The sequence below is a fragment of the Paenibacillus sp. FSL R5-0908 genome (assembly GCF_038006245.1).
In the GTDB taxonomy this organism is placed as follows: domain Bacteria; phylum Bacillota; class Bacilli; order Paenibacillales; family Paenibacillaceae; genus Paenibacillus_AQ; species Paenibacillus_AQ odorifer.
Map to the genome: position 1 here is coordinate 4,948,752 of NZ_JBBOUV010000001.1, position 19,340 is coordinate 4,968,091.

General features: G+C 41.7%; 18 protein-coding genes. 4 read left to right on the top strand and 14 right to left on the bottom strand.

The genetic code is table 11. The features are described 5' to 3' along the window. Positions 1–250 precede the first annotated feature (250 nt). Complete coding sequence (locus MKZ09_RS22560; protein WP_094903188.1) at positions 251–913, bottom strand: MgtC/SapB family protein; 663 nt, start codon at positions 911–913, stop codon at positions 251–253. 146 nt (positions 914–1,059) lie between these two features. After that, a complete protein-coding gene (locus MKZ09_RS22565) occupies positions 1,060–1,614 on the bottom strand; it encodes a GNAT family N-acetyltransferase (protein ID WP_076134293.1) in 555 nt (184 codons plus the stop codon). Positions 1,615–1,800: 186 nt separating this feature from the next. Between MKZ09_RS22565 and MKZ09_RS22570 the strand changes: the two genes are divergently transcribed. Continuing rightward, positions 1,801–2,196: a DUF2871 domain-containing protein gene (locus tag MKZ09_RS22570; RefSeq protein ID WP_076129897.1), complete on the top strand. Its 396-nt coding sequence runs from the start codon at positions 1,801–1,803 to the stop codon at positions 2,194–2,196. A gap of 58 nt (positions 2,197–2,254) precedes the next feature. On the opposite strand, the gene MKZ09_RS22575 is transcribed toward MKZ09_RS22570, so the two are convergent. After that, a complete protein-coding gene (locus MKZ09_RS22575) occupies positions 2,255–4,948 on the bottom strand; it encodes a glycoside hydrolase family 6 protein (RefSeq protein ID WP_076134292.1) in 2,694 nt (897 codons plus the stop codon). 407 nt (positions 4,949–5,355) lie between these two features. On the opposite strand from MKZ09_RS22575, the gene MKZ09_RS22580 reads away from it, so the two are divergent. Continuing rightward, positions 5,356–5,784 carry a VOC family protein gene (locus MKZ09_RS22580; RefSeq protein ID WP_076201412.1) on the top strand — a complete coding sequence of 143 codons (429 nt, stop codon included), beginning with the start codon at positions 5,356–5,358 and terminating at the stop codon, positions 5,782–5,784. Positions 5,785–5,845: 61 nt separating this feature from the next. Here MKZ09_RS22580 and MKZ09_RS22585 read toward each other — a convergent pair whose 3' ends face one another. The 4 genes from MKZ09_RS22585 to MKZ09_RS22600 form a co-directional block, all read right to left on the bottom strand. Beyond that, complete coding sequence (locus MKZ09_RS22585; protein ID WP_076201410.1) at positions 5,846–8,188, bottom strand: ABC transporter permease; 2,343 nt, start codon at positions 8,186–8,188, stop codon at positions 5,846–5,848. Between the two features lie 2 nt (positions 8,189–8,190). Next, complete coding sequence (locus MKZ09_RS22590; protein WP_076134289.1) at positions 8,191–8,964, bottom strand: ABC transporter ATP-binding protein; 774 nt, start codon at positions 8,962–8,964, stop codon at positions 8,191–8,193. Positions 8,965–9,122: 158 nt separating this feature from the next. Beyond that, on the bottom strand, positions 9,123–10,397 hold the full coding sequence (locus tag MKZ09_RS22595; protein WP_076201408.1) for a HAMP domain-containing sensor histidine kinase: 1,275 nt from the start codon (positions 10,395–10,397) through the stop codon (positions 9,123–9,125). 2 nt (positions 10,398–10,399) lie between these two features. After that, entirely contained in the window at positions 10,400–11,083 is a 684-nt protein-coding gene (locus tag MKZ09_RS22600) for a response regulator transcription factor (protein WP_076134287.1), read from the bottom strand. 66 nt (positions 11,084–11,149) lie between these two features. On the opposite strand from MKZ09_RS22600, the gene MKZ09_RS22605 reads away from it, so the two are divergent. Beyond that, on the top strand, positions 11,150–12,415 hold the full coding sequence (locus MKZ09_RS22605) for a serine hydrolase domain-containing protein (RefSeq protein WP_076201406.1): 1,266 nt from the start codon (positions 11,150–11,152) through the stop codon (positions 12,413–12,415). Between the two features lie 43 nt (positions 12,416–12,458). Here the strand turns inward: MKZ09_RS22605 and MKZ09_RS22610 are convergent, their stop codons facing one another. Continuing rightward, positions 12,459–12,818 (bottom strand): hypothetical protein, encoded by a 360-nt coding sequence (locus MKZ09_RS22610; protein ID WP_076134285.1) that lies wholly within the window; start codon positions 12,816–12,818, stop codon positions 12,459–12,461. Positions 12,819–13,098: 280 nt separating this feature from the next. Between MKZ09_RS22610 and MKZ09_RS22615 the strand changes: the two genes are divergently transcribed. Continuing rightward, positions 13,099–13,308 carry a hypothetical protein gene (locus tag MKZ09_RS22615; protein ID WP_036685800.1) on the top strand — a complete coding sequence of 70 codons (210 nt, stop codon included), beginning with the start codon at positions 13,099–13,101 and terminating at the stop codon, positions 13,306–13,308. On the opposite strand, the gene MKZ09_RS22620 is transcribed toward MKZ09_RS22615, so the two are convergent. The 6 genes from MKZ09_RS22620 to MKZ09_RS22645 all read right to left on the bottom strand — a co-directional run bounded on the left by MKZ09_RS22620 (position 13,305) and on the right by MKZ09_RS22645 (position 19,238). Beyond that, the gene (locus tag MKZ09_RS22620) at positions 13,305–13,787 is read right to left on the bottom strand and encodes a DinB family protein (protein WP_341041329.1); all 483 of its coding nucleotides are present in this window, start codon (positions 13,785–13,787) and stop codon (positions 13,305–13,307) included. The two genes, MKZ09_RS22615 and MKZ09_RS22620, sit on opposite strands and share 4 nt — an antisense overlap. A gap of 37 nt (positions 13,788–13,824) precedes the next feature. Then, entirely contained in the window at positions 13,825–14,928 is a 1,104-nt protein-coding gene (locus tag MKZ09_RS22625) for an LCP family protein (RefSeq protein WP_081388918.1), read from the bottom strand. Between the two features lie 8 nt (positions 14,929–14,936). Then, entirely contained in the window at positions 14,937–15,746 is an 810-nt protein-coding gene (locus MKZ09_RS22630) for a GNAT family N-acetyltransferase (RefSeq protein WP_076201404.1), read from the bottom strand. Positions 15,747–15,953: 207 nt separating this feature from the next. Next, positions 15,954–16,181 carry a hypothetical protein gene (locus MKZ09_RS22635; protein WP_038572358.1) on the bottom strand — a complete coding sequence of 76 codons (228 nt, stop codon included), beginning with the start codon at positions 16,179–16,181 and terminating at the stop codon, positions 15,954–15,956. Between the two features lie 64 nt (positions 16,182–16,245). Continuing rightward, positions 16,246–16,446, bottom strand: a complete 201-nt coding sequence (locus tag MKZ09_RS22640; RefSeq protein WP_036685790.1) for a cold-shock protein — start codon at positions 16,444–16,446, stop codon at positions 16,246–16,248. 683 nt (positions 16,447–17,129) lie between these two features. Continuing rightward, on the bottom strand, positions 17,130–19,238 hold the full coding sequence (locus tag MKZ09_RS22645; RefSeq protein ID WP_076201400.1) for a methyl-accepting chemotaxis protein: 2,109 nt from the start codon (positions 19,236–19,238) through the stop codon (positions 17,130–17,132). Between the last annotated feature and the right edge of the window lie 102 nt (positions 19,239–19,340).

Consider the following 19,340-nt stretch of genomic DNA (forward strand, 5'->3'; position numbering starts at 1 on the left):
AGATAACCGACACAAAAACCACTAAATATGTAACACAGACATAACACACAGACTCATGAATTAGCATTTAATTTGAATCTTGAACCTATTAATGGGGATAGAAAGACTGAAAGAAGTATTTTGTTTGGATTAATGTGAGGTGTGTGAATCGATGGTAAATTGAAGGTAACACTCGCATCAAAAGGACGCTCTCAAAAAGGAGGTAACTTTTGATGCGAAGTGAGTTCGTTACAACGAGGGTGTTAAAAAATCATTGAAACTCAACGGTCTTAACCGCTGCGTCCTCTTGGATCATCGATAGCAATTGCACTGGATTAAATGATTCAGGCAATCTTACAACGATTTCTACGTTTAATTCGGATTCTACACTGTTATTTTCAGCATGAAAACTTAGAACTGCGATTTTGTGTTCTTTAAGCAACTCTTGAATTCGGCCCATAGCGCCTTCTGTGTTAGCTAGACTTATAACGAGCTGTTGGGTTTTTGGTGCGGCCAGCCAGCTATTACGACTGTGTAAGATCTTTTGCCCAAGTAAAATGATTATCGTTGCTCCTACACCAAGAATATAAAGACCAGACCCTATAGCCATGCCCACTCCGGCTGTTGCCCAAATCCCTGCAGCAGTAGTGAGCCCTTTGACTGTGTGTCTTTGCATGAAAATCATTCCTGCTCCCAAAAAACCTACTCCGCTTACTACCTGAGCAGCTATCCGAGCGGGATCAAGAGAAAGATTTGGCCAATCCGCTTGGTCCTGAAACCCATATTTGGAGATGACCATCATGAGTGCGGCACCTAAGGCTACAACAAAATGTGTTCTAACTCCAGCTTCTTTCATCCGGCTTTTGCGTTCATATCCAACTAATACGCCACAAATTCCCGCGCCAATTACACGAAGCAAATACTCAAACTCCATACCTTCACCTTCTTTCATCATGATATGTATGTTGGATTAGTACCACGTAGGATAAATTCGATAATCTATTTATTGTATCACAAACAAAAAACCATAATACGTCCTCTCGCATTATGGTTAACTTGCTTTTATTAATTTTACACTTCTTAGTTCGTATCGGAAGCTAACAAAGAGCAAATCTCCGCATCTACAAATCTACCTTTTTCAAAAAAAGATTCGCGTAACAACCCCTCATACTTAAAGCCCGCTTTCAAAAGCGACTTCTTGGAGGCAATATTAGCCGGATCATAAAACGCCTCAATTCGATGGAGCTTCATATGCTCAAAACCATACGCAAGAATAGCTGTCAGAACTTCCGTCATCACACCCTGCCGCCAATAAAGTGGAGATAATTCATACCCAATCTCTGCTTTGAAATTTCTGTGCGCCCAGTTATGATATCCACATGAACCAATCATTATATTATCCTCACGCCTGGCTATTCCCCAGCGAATGCTTTGTTTGCCTTTGAAACGTTCATCCCATCTTTCGATAAGGTTGATCGCTTGCTGTATATCGGTAAAGCTATCCAGATCATAATACTGGGTCACTTCATCTTTTGAAAAATAATCATATATTTCTTTAGCATCATCCATTGTAATTCTTCTCAAAATAAAGCGGTCTGTTTCGAGCACAGGAAATTCTTCAACGTTATCGTTCATATTTTACTTAAGTCTCCTCTCATTTCTCTAGTAGTACAGTTCGTCGTGGAAAGTGAAACTTCCTTTAGGATATAATGTATTTTATAAACTAGTGATTTTTTTCACCTTGTAATCATTTGTTCATATTGCGTTCTTAATCGCTTGATACACTTCAATCATAACGATAACTACAAAGGAGATATTCTGATGAAAAAATTGTATTACACGTCTTTTTTCTATGCAATTCTTGGTTTGATAGCCGGAGTGGCCTATCGCGAGATTACTAAAATGAATGATTTCACAGGAGATACTATATTAGTTGCACTTCACACTCACATTCTAGTCTTAGGATTCTTTTTCTTTATTATTGCTATGATCTTAGACAAGTTATTTAATATCCATGAAGCTAAATCCTTTGGTGCATGGTACATTGTCTATAACATTGGTCTTTTAATCACGATTGGTGCAATGGCTACACGTGGAATGCTGCAAATTAACGGCAGTGATATTAGCTTCCTGCCCCATATTGCGGGTCTTGGTCACGCCATTGTTGGGGCTGGAATCATCTGGCTGCTTGTGCTACTCGGTAAACGAATTAAATAATACAGAAAGAGCCGCCAGGATCACTCCAGCGGCTCTTTTAAATATCCCCTGCTCTCCGTTACGGAGCAATCCCCCATACGAGAGCATCACTTTGATAAAGCGTCACTTTATCCCAGTTAGTATAAGCAGTTTTAGTAGCATCAAAGGAGTAGTCATTGGCTTCGTTAAAATTAGTCCAATCGGATTTATATATTCTGAGCTGAATATCTCCGGACTGGCCTCCAGCTGGAATAGCACCAGCTGCAGAAGTAAACGAAAGCTCAACGTAAGTGTCTGCATTCGTGCCTGTGTAGTCTGCAAAGGCTACTTGAATATTATTGTTGCCAACTTGTGCCCAGTCAATTGCGCTGTTTAACGTCTGATTACTATCTTTAGTGAAATAATAACGGATTTTAAGATCGCTTAAGTTCACTGCGGTTGTGCCGTTATTTTTAATATTAAAATAAGGTTTGATCTGATTGTCTGTCGCATTAGTATCTCCCGCCCGATACTGCAACGTCAGACTAGTTGCTGCTGGAGCTTGTGGAATAGCACTTGCTTGTGCCGAATTCACACTTTCTCCTACACTGTTGGTTGCGCTTACAACGTAGTAATAGGCTGTTCCGTTCGTTAAGCCTGTGTTGGTGTAGCTCGTTGCCGTTAGCCCTGTCGCTACAGTGGTATACGGCCCTCCGCTTGTGGTTGCACTTTTCACAGTGTAACTAGTCGCACCACTGGATGCGCTCCAGCTCAGGCTTACTTTCGCATCTCCTGCTGTCGCTACCAAGTTAGTTGGTGCCACCGGAACAGTTGCCACCGCTGCTGGGGTCGCACTTGCTTGTCCCGAATTCACACTCTCTCCTACACTATTGGTTGCGCTTACAACATAGTAATAGGCTGTTCCGTTCGTTAAGCCCGTGTTGGTGTAGCTCGTTGCCGTTAGCCCTGTCGCTACAGTGGTGTACGGCCCTCCGCTTGTGGTTGCACTTTTCACAGTGTAGCTAGTCGCACCACTGGATGCGCTCCAGCTCAGGCTTACTTTCGCATCTCCTGCAGTCGCTACCAAGTTGGTTGGTGCCACTGGAACTGTCGCCACCGCCGCTGGGGTCGCACTCGCTTGTCCCGAATTCATACTCTCTCCCGCACTATTGGTTGCGCTTACAACATAATGATAGGTTGTTCCGTTCGTTAGGGCGGTGTTGGTGTAGCTTGTTGCCGTTAGCCCGGTTGCTACAGTGGTGTACGGCCCTCCGCTTGTCGTCGCTCGTTTCACAGTGTAACTAGTCGCACTGCTGGATGCCGTCCAGCTCAGGCTTACTTTTGCATCTCCCGCTGTTGCTACCAAGTTAGTAGGTGCCGCTGGAACTACAGTGCCCCCTCCGTTACTCAGAGGAATTACAGGGTAAGCATTTTGTACCAGCTGAACAAATTGATCATGGAACCAGTGGCCTGATACAGGCGCATTAGGTAATGCACCGGTCAGTGTGCCGCTTGAGCTGGTATAAGTAGGATCACACATTCTGTCAAAGCCCTTGCCTTCATTATTTGGAATAGCACTGCTGGAGCCGTCAGATTCTCCCGGTGGTTTCACCCAGACGAATGCATCCAAATGTGAGGCTGCATAACCTGCGGGTGCTGCTTGTGGAACTTCTCCAATTCCGGCACCGCTGGCATTACACCAATTGCCGCGATGGAGACGTTTATCAATCCGACCGGAATCCGCATAAGCGTTAACGGTTGTTCCGCTTGCACTAGTCGGACGATTAGGTCCTCCCCACCCGTTACGGGAAGTATCAATAAGGAAGCCGATCGTGGACGGCCAACCTTTTGCTACAAAACCTGAATACAAAGCTGCTGTGAAATCAGCTTCATCAAAATACGGATTCCATTCATAATAACTTGCAGAACGAAGCTGCTGGCTGCCTATCGTAAGATTCGGATCTGGAAGATTAGGTTCTACTAGTGGAGTGGTATTGGCTGTATTCGTAATGAATCCATCGACACTAGCAAGTCCAGCTGTAGTGCCTGACACAACCGAAGTAAAGAGGTCGATAGCGGGGCCACGGTTAGTATCCCATCCGAGCCAGCCGGAGTGACCAATATCCATGTAAGTATACACATTTGGAATGGCATGGAGAGCATTTAAAGTGTAACGTGTAGCATCACGGTAAATATTCGTGGAGTTAGCTTGAGCACACTGTGGTGTGCTGAGATTGGTAACTAGATTAGGAAGCGAATCCGGCTCTACGATAGTCACTATTCGAATGTCACTATATTTGGGCTTTGCAAAAATACTGGCGATTACGTCAACATAATCTGATTTGTAGGTGGTCAAACCCGCTGCTGTCAGTGGCAGCTCGCCATTGGAGGCCAAAGCGTGGCAATCCCGCCCAGGCATATCATAAATTACGAATGTGGCTGTAATCGGCGTGTTTGGTTGCTTTTGCGCGAGAACGGAATCTAATGTTTCCTCAAGACTTTTTCTGCCTCCGTTTTCTGTCCCGCCATAAATTGCAGCAATTCGATCCAGCCATACGGCTGTCGGATATTTTTTAATCGTCTCCATCTTAGAAACTAAAGTACTATCGGTAACCTGAGCAATAGAGGTATCAATCAGTGCGGCATAATCAGGATTAACATATGCTGTAGCTCCTACAAACGGATTGTCAACATGTGCCTCACTGGCATACGTGGTAGAAGGAGCATATCCGGTGATAACTAAAGCCATGATCGTAAGCAATAACAAGATTTGCTTCCTTAGTGCTTTTGTCATTATTATTCTCCTTTCGACAATTAAATAAATTCGTAAATAATTTATTAAGAGCCACGCGATGCTACAATTGCAGTATTCACTCCTTTAAAGAATGGTCACCTCCTCTATGCCTTACCCGCACTCACCATCACCTCCTCTCCGTGTTAAAGATCTAACAAGAGCCTAAATATCCTAATTATTTAACATAAATATAATTTTATTTAATTTATAGAAAATTATCCCTTTTCTTGAATACTACCATATCCTATTTTTAATTAGAAGATAGTAGAAGAAATAAAAGTTTAATAATGAGACTATAAGAATATTTGTTTATAAACTGGTAAATGATACAATGTGGAAGTAACAAGGTATTTTGAATTTTAAGTATTTTCGAGGTAATGCTAACAAACCTTTAAGGAGTGAAAAAAATGTCTATCGATGTTTATCTTAATTTTAATGGGAATTGTCGTGACGCAGCAGAGTTTTACGCAGAGGTGTTTGGCACTGAACGTCCACAAATCATGACCTTTGGTGAAACACCACCCGATCCCAATTTCACTCTTCCTGAGGAAGCTAAAGATTTGGTTATGCACACCCGTTTGAATATTGAAGGCAGTAATGTAATGTTTTCTGATGTTTTTCCAGGCATGCCTTTTATCGAAGGAAACAATATTAGTCTTTCCGTAGTTAGTAAGGATTTAGATAACATAAAGAAATATTTCGATAAGCTTCAAGAGGGCGGTAAAATAGTTATGGAACTGCAAGAAACCTTCTGGAGCTCTTGTTATGGTAGTCTAAAAGATAAATTCGGCATCGACTGGCAATTCAATTATGATGACGGACGAATGAATATGTAAAAAAACAACGGGCATGGAGTAACTAACCTCCTGCTCGTTGTTTTTTTGTTTTCCGCTTAAATTAGTCCATAATCAGATCGTACACACTAACCTTCCGAATTCGCCGGGCAACAAGCATAGACACCGCATAAGCGACTACTAGAATGGCTGCACACAATAGCAATACTTGAGGCAAACTAACCGCCAGTTGGACATTATAAATCCCTAAACTCGAGAGCAATAGTACAAAAGCTGAGTCTGAGAAAAAATACCCCCCTATGCTCCCCAAAGCTACTCCCACCACAATCACCGGAAAAAGACTAAAGGTAATCTGCGTCATCAGATTAAAAGTGGTATAACCCATTCCTTTAAGAATGCCGAACTCACGCTTCCGCTTCAGAATCAAAGTCTTAATCACTAAATACAAAATCAGACTGACTACTATAATCGTCACCACAGTAATGACTGCAGTCATAGAAGATACTGCGGCAGTGAATGTACTGAGCGTATTATCAAACGTTTCTCGAACATTAGTAATGTTCCATTGCTTAGGGAAGCGTGTTTCCAGATCCTTCGTAAAGGAATTGGAACTTTCTCCCTCTTTCAGATACACATTTATGGATTGAGCGGTGTACTCCGGTTGAAGTCTTCTCATTCCATCGCCGGTCATGCTTGCCACCATTCCAAGTTGGCTAATCTGCTGGCTTAAACCAGTGACCAAATAATTCTCCGTCACACCATTAAACGTAATCGGGACCTCGTCGCCTATTTCTGTATTTTCCAATTTTGCAATAACACCGGAAATGGCAATTTCATTATCATAAATAGGCTCTCGCCCTTTGTATATGGTTTGTGTCTCCAGCTTGGTATAATCGTCAGATACCCTGAGCATAAAGCTGGTATCTTTAATCGAAGCGACCATACTATCCAATACGGTCAATTTTTTGACCTCTGGCATGGCTTCTAAGTCTGCAAACATCCCCTGCTGGAGATCTCCGCTCTTAGGTAACAACATAAAATCGCTATGTTCTATACCTAACAGTTCTATAACGGCGGAGGTATCTCCCTTAAAGTTAAAATTCAATATAGAGCAAAAAATACTAGAAAAGGTTAATCCGGCAACGATCAATACGATCATCATATTTTGTTTCGCCTGCCTTGCTAGAGCTTTAAGGCTTAAGCTGAATTGCAGATTCATTCGGGATGTTTCGAGTGGAATTGGGTTCCGCTTGAAATTGTGAGTGAGGATTCCGCTCTGCAGAGCTGTAATCGGAGTAATGTTCCGAATTCGCCGGCTCGACAGATAGGTAACAAGTAGCACTAGTCCAGAGACAATAACCAAACTAAGCACTGCACTGACCCCTTCAAAGGATATTGGCCACAGAAGTCCGATTGAAGACGAAATCATATTCCCTACCAACGGCATAACCAGCCCAGATAACCCGCCTCCCGGTATAGCTGCAATGATGGAAACTGAGGTGAACTGTAGCAGAAGCGCATTTTTAATCTGCCATGAAGTATAACCGTTAGCTTTTAAAATACCGATGTTCGTTAAATTGTCTTCAATATGCCCCAATATTTGAAACCTGATGACAATCAGCGAGATTAGAACCATAATCAGTGCAAACACAATTAGAATGGCTGCTAAAAGATTAACAAAAACACGGTTCCCTTCGAGACCAACCTCTGCCCGCATGACTTGAAATTGATCCGTACTTCCTGAGGCAAAAATCCGCTCACTAAGCATTTGTTCCAGCTTTACACCCTTTGAAGGATCGGTTAAATCTGCTGATAGAAAGCTGTATTGAGCTTCAGTTCCAAGACGTTCCTCCAACTGTTTATAACCTTCATCAGTCAAAAAAACTTTTAAAGCTCCATTAGTTAACGTCCCTAACAATGGCTCCTCAATAAAGCCACCTATGGTATAAGAAAATGAGTTATTATCGTATACAAAAGTAAAAGTATCCCACAGGTTATACCCCGATCCAACATGGAACAAATAAGGCAGATAGATCATATTCGCATCCTTAGATCCTAGCGGAGTCGTTGTCTTGAACAGTCCCTTGGTCCGTGGTGTATCCATGTTAAGAATTATAAAAGCTACCGTAGTGTCCGTTTGTCCGTACTTCATTTTAGCGTCTGCTAACAGAATTGCTGCTTCATTCTCCCAGGAATCTGTATATGAATAACTATCCACAAGCTCCTCATATCCTTCTAGATAATCATCTTTCGGGAAAAATGCACTTAATTCTGGAGTCCTTAATTCAGTCATTTTTTCTTGCTGGAAGGAATTGAGCTTCAAACTGACCGTAAGGCCAATGTTCAGCAGCAGCACAGCTATCATGATAAGAATGAAGAGCGTAACCGTGGCACTTTTTCTTTTACGAATATTAGACCAAGCTAATTTTCCTATTAAGCTACTCATCCCTACCACCCCAATTCGGTTAGAAAGGACTGTAATTGCTGCTGCCGTTCAGGTCCGTTATCTTCGCTATAAGGGGTAAGACGCAAATCTCCCACGATGACTCCATCCTGCAAATACAATATCCGATTTCCACGCAACGCGGTTTTAAGATCATGAGTAACCATAATTATACTTTGCCCTTGCCTATTCACCTCAGTAAGGACGCGCAGTACACCTATTCCTGCTGAACTATTTAACGCACCCGTCGGCTCATCGGCGAAAACCGCTTTTGGACTGTTGATCAATGCCCGGATAATACCCGCCCGCTGAGCTTCGCCACCTGAGATTTGCGCCGGAAACTTGCCCCAGACAGAGTCATCCAGACCTACATCTGAGAGTAGCTTTTTGGCTTTTTTTACAGCCCCTGCTCTATCCTTTTGTACAAGAAAAGCACTTGATAATACATTGTCGAGGACACTCATCGTATCCAGCAGATGAATCTGCTGAAACACAAACCCACAATTCTTCCGCCGGAATATCGCAAGCTGATCATTACTCATGGCTGTGATATCCTGACCTTCAAATAGAACCTCTCCAAGCGTTGGCTTATCCATACCCGAAATGGCATACAGCAGTGTTGATTTACCAGAACCAGAGCTGCCCATGATAATCGTAAAATCACCATGATATAAGGTCAGATCCAGATTTTTCAAAACATGCTGCTGAGTTCCTCCATGGGAGAAGGTTTTTCCAAGCTTATTAGTCTGCATCAGCACTTTATTATTCACTTCGCTCATGTTGAACACTCCATTTACATTCATGCTCATTAATTGCGCTAAAAAAATCATAGCTCCACGCAAAATATAATGGCTGCAATCACAAGCTCATTCGTAATTGCAACCTTATCGTACGTTAAATGTTCTTAACATGTCTTTGTGCAATCCTTAGCTAATTCTTAATTCTGTCCTGCTAAAGGAATTAGCAGTTTGACTGTAAATCCGTCCTCCCGATTGGAGCACAGAATGTCGCCTTGCATTTTTTGCATCATATAACGGGAAATGTACAGGCCTAGACCCGCACCATTCTGGCTCACGGCCAGACCGCCCCGAAAAAATTTATTGAATACTAAAGGCAGCTCCTCTTCAGGAACCCCGGGGCCATAGTCCAGAATATCTACCTCCAGATAATGATCCGTGATCTCGAACTTAATATCTATGGGTGTGTCTGTGTAGGCATATTTGTAGGAATTATTCACAACATTATCGATCACCTGCTGCAGCCGCAAGGGATCCACCGTAATGATACAGTCAGGCACAGAGGCTGCTGAAATCCGTTCATAGAAATTTACATTATTTATAATTTGGATCAGCAGGTGGCTTTGCTCCTCCGTTAAGCTGACTTTAAGTTCATTTAGTTCCTCCAAGGTCGAATGGAACATATCGGTCACCAGACGATCAATCTGATCTGCTTTGGAGTACAAAGTGTTAAGCTGTCTGCTAGTCTTCTCATCCCTTGCGCTTAATAACATCAGTTCCGTGATCGCCTTTAAAGAAGCAACTGGTGTTTTAATGTCATGACTGAGACTAGCAACCAGTTCCTTTTTACTTCTATTCGCCAAATATTCGCTGTGTCTAGCCGCTGCAAGCTCTTCCCGCATCATATCAAAGCTTTCGGTAAAAGCACCAAACAGATGGTTACGATCCATCTCCAGCGGCACTTCCAGATCACCTCTGGCGATATGCTTCGCGAATAGCTGCATTTTGCGAAACGGACGGAGAACCGATCGATTCAGGAACCAAATATAGAGGATGCCTAGAGCCGAAAGCAGAAGCAGCATCACAATAGAAACTTGTATAAATTGTTTTTTCATATGTATAAAAATCGCACGGTAATCATTATTAATAATCACCTTACCCACCATCTTATCCTGAACAAAAACGTCCACTAGAGTATCCCGATTGTTGATGGCTTCGTTAACGGTAACGGAAATCGCATTTCCTGTCTGATATTTAAGTACTCCCGCGGTATCGATAATGGCAAATTCATATGGACTTTCCTTGTATAGCTTCGGATCAAGCTTGTCCCAGTTCTGTTCCGTGAGTTTCACAATGGTATTGATAGCCACTCTATCTGTTCCTGTCTCCACCTGCAAATTAAGAATTAGGAATGTGAGCGTTAAACTTGCGGCAAATATAGTAAGCAGAAGGGCCAACAGCAGTTTTTTTGTCATAACTATTTGTCCTCAAAAGCATAACCGATGCCCCATACTGTACGGATGTACTGAGGATCATTAGGATTCTGCTCAATTTTCTCGCGTAGATGACGGATATGTACATTTAAGGTGCCATCCCCCGCAAAAACATCTCCCCATACCTCTGTAAATAACTCTTCTTTGGGGATTACCCTATTTTTCTGCTGAATCAAATAGCTGAGCAATTTATATTCCATCGTTTTCAGCTTGAGAGCTACGCCATTAAGGCTTGCCCTCCTAAGTTCGGGGTCTATCTGGATAGGCCCGGCTTGGAGGCTAGCTGCCTCAGCTATAACTTCGTTATTGTGGCGTTTAAGCACCGCCTTCACTTTTGCTAGCAGCACTCTCAGGGTATACGGCTTATGAATATAGTCATCTCCTCCGATATCAAGAGCAATCAATACATCATCTTCACTGGAGCGGGCACTAATAAACAAGATGGGAATCCCCATCGTCTGACGCAGCTCTTTGCATAACTGGAAGCCGGATTCACCGCCTAAATTAATATCAAGCAGTAACATTGAGACCTGATGCTCACGCAAAAAGCTCCGGCAGGCATCTGCGCTTGTAACAAACGCGGTTTGAACATCGAACAAATTAAAATATTCGCAGGTGGTCTCCGCAAGTTCAGTTTCATCATCAATAATTAAACAATCATATCTCATGGATTTCTCTCCGCTTCAACAGAATTTAGTATTATGTTAGAATATGCCTTTAAGGAGGGGTTACCTGTGGATAAACAATCCCAGCGTCTGGAGCAATTTTTAGATAAATACGAACTAAGCTGGCCATTGAGCGGCACAGTCTTGATAGCTCAGCATGGAGAAATCAAGCTACAAAAAGCATATGGATATGCGAATCTTGAACATCAGGTTCCGAACGCTATAGATACCAAATTTCGAATCTGGTCGTTAACCAAGTCATTCACTGGCATGGCGATTCTGATGCTAAAAGAACAAAAACGTCTGCGACTGGAAGATCCGATCCTAAAATATCTTCCTGAACAGCATGCATTCGAGGGGATGACCATCCTTCATCTGCTGGGACATACCTCGGGTATAGCCAACTACACTTCTCTACCCGAATATAATCAAAAATTAAATAAGCTGAAGCTGACTCCACTGGAGATGTTACAGCTATTTGTGAGTCAACCACCTGCATTTATGCCTGGCACATCGTTTTCCTATAATAATTCAGGTTATTACCTATTAGGAATGATCATTGAAAAGATTACTGGCATGACATTTGAAGATTATATCACTACTTTTATATTACAGCCTCTTGGCATGGTAAATACAGGAGTTTATAACAATCAGCAAATCATTTCAAAATTAGCCTCACCTTATCATTCCTCATGGGGAGAGTATACTCAGGGAGAATACATAAATATGAGTTCTATTTTGTCAGCAGGTGCCATGTATTCGACGGCTGCTGATCTTTTCCTGTGGGATCAAGCTTTATACTCCGATCAATTAGTATCCCACGATACTCTGGAGATGGCTTTTCATTCAAGTAATCTCAAATATCGATTTGGTTGGTTCTTAGACGAACGTTATGATCGCAAAAGAATGTATCATGGTGGCGCTTACCGCGGCTTCCGAAGTGAAATGCACAGATATCCAGAAGAGCAGACAACCGTCATCATGTTGACCAATTATGATTGTGTCCCCATTACCAAGTTAACGGAATCTCTATCTGGATTAGTATTCGGTGAGCCCGCCGAAATTCCGATATTCCCGCAAGCTTTTCCACTTGATGATAGCATGTATGCTGAATATATGGGGACCTATGAGGGATTTGGCTGCAAAGCGAGCGTGGAGCGTAGGGGCCAGGACTATTATTTTGTCTGGAATGATGAAGAGGTTACACCGTTCTACCCTATCTCAGAAACAAGATTCCATCATACCAAGCATGACAGTAAATTTGAATTTAAACGGAATGAACAGGGTGAGCTTTCATTTCTGGGGATGAAAAAAAACAAACAAGTGCCGCAATAGCCATAAAATAGCTACTGGGCACCTGCCTTTTTTCAGCTAAGGCCTAAGCCTTGGCCAAAATTATAAATTGCGTGAGCATCACGATTACCGCTGCAGATACCCCCAGCGAATTAATGATTGTTAAAGCATTTGGATAACTTTCTTTCCGAAATTGTGAGAACAAAGACACCGTCCATAACACGCTGAAAAATAACGACGACAACCCGGATACAGCTTCACTATCAATTCGTCTGCTCCGGATAAACAATCCGACAAGGGTGGCGACAGTATAAACAATATATATTACTAGCTCTATCGATGTGATAACGATCGCCTCGCCGGCAGAGAACAAACGCATTAACAAGTATTGAAAACCTAAACAGATAAACACAAGCTGGTTAAAAGATAGTCTCTTCACTCTCATAGCTTAGCTCCTTTAGGATATATTTTCACAAAAAGATAACGCTTACATTGTACTAGTGATTGAATATATCTTCTGTGACTTTCCATACCCTGCCAAATATTAGTCAGATAATATCCTCACATACAAAAAAGGAAGTACACTTTGCGAAAAAGATCCGCAAGGCATACTTCCTTTTTTTACGATTCGATTGTAGATTTAGACGGAATGGGACATCTTAGTTCCAAAATAGAATGAACAGTGGATTTATAAGATGTTTTCTTAAAATTAGGAGGTCATTGCTGTGAGAAACAAACAATCCATTGTCTTCGTGACCATTCCATTATCCGAGATCAAGAAGTTCATCCTTATTGATATTGTTGCTGGATGGGTCTTTTATTTTGCTATAAAATTCCCCTTCCATTCCTTAATTGCCGCCTCTGCCGGAAGCATGTTTGGTCCTATCCTCATACGCCAATCCATGAAGTTAGTTCAAAATCGCGCCAAGGTTTAAGGTTTTAAGAACTGCTCAATCTGTTTTTTATGATGCTTATCATGTGGGATAAAACTTCTCAGGTACTTGCGAACGCTGAATTTTTTGCGGTCTCCATCCTTATATTCCTGATTGAATTCATCTTCCGTTAAGCCTGCAGCTGCATCTATGATTTTAGTTCTATAACGTACAAATTGTTCAATTAATGTTTGTTCAGATAATAATTTAGCATATTCTACAGCATTAGCATTAAACTTGTTAAAATCCAAATGCTTGGTTGTGATCGGTTCCCGGAGAATTATTTTCTTAATCGCACCTTCATAAAAATATTTATCCCATAACATGAGATGACAGATGATATCCTTTACAGTCCATTTACCAGCTGCAATAGGCTGATTCCAATATTTGTCTGACACTTCCCCTAAAGATTCTACGAATGGGATGAGGGACTTAAATTCGAGTAACATTTGCTCATTTGTTCTTGCAGCCAGAGAGATCAACCTCCACATGAAAAATAAAATAATTCAGTCACAACATCTATGCTGCGTCATCCGCAGAAGCTGCGGCCAGATCCGTATCAGTAGAGTCAGGATTCAGCCAAATCTCAATCAACTCATGGGTACGCTTCACATCATTTTCGTCAAGCATGTAATACCATTGATCCTTCCGTCTGCCTTCACCCTGCAACATATGGCTTGTGATCTCAGGAGTACCCCCTTCAAGAATTACTCTTTTCGCCAAATCAAGAATAAAGTCTGACTTCATATTGGTTTGGAAATTACTTCCTGCTATTTCGATGATTTTCTGTATATTAAGGATATTATCTACTCTCTTCATCCGTTCAAGCGCAGATTTCAAAAAGATCCGCTGCCGCTCCGTTCGTTTAAAATCAGAATCCTCCCGGTATCTTACATACATTAATGCTTCAGCGCCAGAATAAATCGGTTTGTTCGGTTCAATTCTTAATTTCTCATGATCCGGGCTCTTGTTCTCAATCACCTTGGTAATCGGAAGTTCAACACCCCCTAGAGCATCTGTAACGCCCACAAGGCCGTTGAAATTAATAGTAGCGTAATATTCGATAGGCGCGTTTAATAAATTTTTAACGGTGTCTACACTCATCTGAGGACCGCCATAGGAATGAGCTGCATTAATCTTGGTTTCTTTCCTAGCTCCTTTAACCTTTTCCGCTCCAATAATTTCTGCATAGGAATCACGAGGGATCGACACGAACAATACTTTATGATCAACTGGCCGGATCACAGTATATATAATCGAATCAGAAAGGCCGTTCTCTTTTCCCCGCTGATCAGTACCCAGTAAGAGGATAGAAAATGGACGATCCTTGTTATTCGCCATTGGTTGTAATCCGGGAGCTTCAGCGTTTTCATTATTTTCTAAAGGAACGTATGATCCATCAAGCGTGTGTTCAATAGTCGGAGCCACAACGTTATTAAATCCGAAAATCAGCAGTTCTTTACGAAAAACATAAGATCCTAGCCCAGCAATAAGTACGATAGCAAGCGTAAATAGCCAGATCTTTTTTTTCTTGCTGGTCTTAGTTTTCTTCTTCACCTTTTTTTTCTCAATTCTACTTAAAGAAAATGAAGAAGCTGAATGGGTAGTCTGTTTATTTTTCATTCGGATCCTTAACCCTTCCTGATGACGGATTCTACCAGCCGGTAATAGGGAATCATGTAGGTTGTCTCAAAGCCTAATCTATGCGCTAAGTTGAAAGAACCCTCGTTATCCAGACGACACGCCCACACCGGCTCAAGCTGATGTTCTAGACAGTATTCGATTAAGGCTGAACAGACAGCGTAGGCATAGCCCTTACCCCGATGTGCTTCTGAGGTTTCTATGCCTATTTCCAGTTGATGCTCATTAACAAAACCCGAAAATGCCGTAGAGGCAATTTCCCCAGCGTCAAGAATATTAAAGCCCAGCCCCTCGGCAAGAAATTGCTCTTCATTCCTCCAAAACGCCTTAGGATTGACACCTCCTGTTGCCGCCAAAAACCGTTCTTTGTTCATTCGCACCACTTCAAGGTCTTGGTTAAGATAAGAAGCTTTCTGGTTCAGATATCGCTCGCGGTTAAAGCTGAAGTTGACCCTTGTATTTCTATGGAGCATTTCCTGTTCACTCCAATGAGTGATAACTTCCGGCCAGCCTCCCGCTGGATCAGCCTGCAGAAATTCTTGATGATGCCGAATCATATTTTTATTGGTTATGTAATCAAAAAGATCGCGCTTAAACTCTTCATTATCCGACTCTCCAATTAATAAAGACATTCCACAAGGGTGTGCAATGTAAAAAGCACGCGGGTTAACGATATCGTCAACATATACGCTGCCAGGTATGACTTGCTGCACCACTGACTCAGCAAACATCGTATTTATTTTCACTTTTCCTAAAGGCTCAATAGCTTTGTAATAGTCTTTACTCTCTAGTCGTTTCATAATTTTCTCCTTAGATATCACGTAATGTTTTGATAGATAACCACCAGTATGTGAGGATATTTTTTACTGGATGACACCGTTACCTAAAATATCCCATTATTATAGACGATCTTAGGGTCGATAAGTTTCTATTTATAAGAAATTTGTGAGACAAAAAAAGACCATATCCTATCAAGGATTGGTCTACCCTATTTATTAATGCTGATCTTAGGTTTTTTTCACAATCATATCGATCTCACTCTTCAGTAAAAGATATCTGACGACACTTCTCATGATCGGAACTTTAGTCAACTTATGCTGATCTACATAACTTTTCATTTGATCTTTAGACAGCCCGAGCAAGCTTCCCGCTTCAGACACCGTCAATACTTCCTTGTTACTTGTAGCGTTAAAGGTTTTCTTAACTTTTAAATTCCAGTCTTCAAACACCTGCATTTACATCCGCCACCTTTCTATAAAAAAATCCCCAAACGATACGTTTGGGGATTCATTTTACTACTTACAGTTTTACAACATTCTCCGCTTGTTGACCACGATTACCTTGAACTACGTTAAATTCTACACGTTGTCCTTCATCCAGGGACTTGAATCCGTCACCAGTAATTGCGCTGAAATGTACGAATACATCTTCTCCACCTTCAACCTCGATAAAACCAAAACCTTTGTCTGCGTTAAACCATTTCACTGTTCCTGTTTGCATAATATAATTACCACCTTATTTTTATTTACATGTTATTCTTATCCTCAAAAAATCTCTTGCAAAATCTCTAAAAAAATAAAAATTCACATATGGTACAAGGTTATTAACGTCTAAAGAATAACCCTCTACGCTATGTGAATTCGCCAGGTAAATACTTTCGATAGATTGATTATAACACAGCTAACACCAAATAGATACTCTACTGCATTATGAAGAAAATGGGAGGTAAGAAGGAGCTGTGCCATAAGTGATTCTACGAGCGGAGACTGACCTCCTCACTTTCAATATCCTAAAATCAACAAAACAGCGATTCTTCTGTTATCGAAGAATCGCTGTTCGGCGTTTTTTGGTCATTCGCGGCCTGCTACGACTACACATTCATTATCCTACGGGGTTTTCGGACTCAGTAGACGTTATTCACATGTTTTTATCCATTACAGCTAGATTTCGGACTCCAGTGACGCTATACCTTGGAAAGAGGCTCATATTAAGCATTTTTCGGGCCAATAGCTGCACTGGAGTCCGATAACATTCCCCATATCGGATAATCCTACGTTTAAGGACCACTGTGTCCGTTAGTAGGTTACTAAGCGTATTTTCCAGTGACAAAGCATTTGCTTTCGACACAGCAGTCATTTTCATAGCTTAGAGGACCGCCCTTTTCTAAAATTTGAAAAGGGAAACTAAATTTTAAAGTAAGATAATTTATCCAACAGGTCTTGCACCATTGAGCTGAGTGACTCCGACGAGGCTGAGATCTCTTCCATAGAAGCAAGCTGCTCCTCAGAGGCTGCTGCTACACTTTGGGAGTCAGAGGATGCTTCCGAAGCAAGATCGGCTAATTGTTTAACCGTAACTGAAATTTGCTCCGTACCCGCGGTCATCTGCTGTGCCGCTGCTGACACCTCTTGGATCTGATCGGTTACCTGTGTCATCTCTGTCAGAATCGACGTAAATAAAAGATCACTATCAGATACACTCTGCACTCCAAGAATTACTTTTTCATTGCCGACAGCCATTGCCTGTGAAGCTTGATTAGTATCTTGCACCACATCTTCAACCAAAGCAGTAACTTGTTCGGCAGCTTTTTTAGTCTGATCTGCCAGCATGCGAATTTCTGAGGCCACTACAGCAAAACCTCGGCCATGTTCACCCACTCTGGACGCCTCAATAGCCGCATTTAGTGCCAACAGATTGGTCTGTTTACTTATGTTCGAAATCAAGCCGATAATCCCGCTGATCTGAGCAGAGCGTTCACCTAAACGTTCGATCGCCAGACTCGTCTCATCCACAGACAGCTTTAACTCTGACATTTGGTTCACTGCCATTTGCAGCTGCGCACTGCCCTTTTTCGTCTGATCGGTAACTTCATCTGCAGATGCAGATACCGATGACGAAGAGTCAGCGATCCGTTGCACTCCAACATTCAGCTCGCTCATCGCCATTGAAGAATCACCCGCATAATCATTCTGCAGCTGCGCTCCTTCGGCTACTCGTCCAATTGCCACAGCAATTTGTTCAGCAGCTTTCCCAGTCTGCTCAGCGTTAGCTGTCAGCTCTTCAGAGGTAGCTCCCACGGACATTGATAAATCAGCGACAAGTCCAAACATTTCTCGAAGCTTATGGGTCATATGATTAAAATGTGTAGCCATTTTGCCGAATTCATCATCATTTCGAACCTGCAGGGTTTGAGTCAAATCACCCTGAGACATCAGCTGCAGTTTCTCAGATAACAAGCGAAGCGGTTTAACTACCATCAACCATAGTTGAAGACCAACAATAACAGCTAAAATCAAAATCCCAATAATCATAATGATAAAAAATTCTGTTTTAGCTTGTTCATAATCAGCCATGATAACATCCTTAGAGATCGCTGTCTGTGTGTACCAGACCTGGTCACTTCCAGGCATTGGTATCGGAACAAAAGTCCGCAGCACGTCTTCTCCCTTAGAATTTATCGTGTATCCCAGTTTGGCCTCCCCATTCTTCACACGCTTCCACAGTACTGTTTTATCTTCTGTATCACCAAATTCTTTGAGTACACTTTGAGGATCATTTGGGTTGGCTGCATATTTGCCATTACCAGTGATTAAAGAAACATAACCTCCCAGAGGTTTATAATTAACGGCTTCTTCCTGCAATTGGGTTAACGAAACATCGAACCCTACAGTTCCCAGAAATACACCCGTTTTATCCAAAATTGGCAGCATGACCGAAATCATCTCTATAGCTCCACCAGTTGTCTCATAGGAATAGGGTTCAATATAGACCGGTTTTTTCTCTTTTTTTGGTAAAAGGTAATAATCACCCGCACCCTCTACATCATAATTCTTTAAGGGTTCAACCTTTATTGCATCTTGATTTCTAAAGACATAAGGAATAAAACGCCCCGTACCATCATCATATGGCATCTTATTTATATTAGCCTGATCGTTCTGATCAAAAGCATTGGGTTCCCATAATATACTCATCCCAAAAATTTCTGGTCTGTGCTCAAGCATAGTTTTCATTGTAGAAACAACATCTTCACGGTCCAAGGTTTGACGTTCTCTTGATTCAAGTAGTACTTCAGCAAGCGCTTCACCCGTCGACTGAATGTCTATCATTCTATTCTGAATGGTCTCCGCATAACTTTTTCCTGCGACCTCTGCCTGAAGTTCACCGTTGGATATGCTCACACTACGCAGATTAGCCAGGTTTGCGACTAAACTAAAGAAAAAGATCACAATAATTACTAAACTTACCACCATAACAAACTTAAACGTTAATGAAAGCCTTCGATACAATGCCATCTGAACAACTCCACTCTAGGATAATATATCTTTAATCGACAAAATACGACCTCTATTCAATAGGACTTATTACCTATAATTCAAGGGATGAAAATTTAAAAT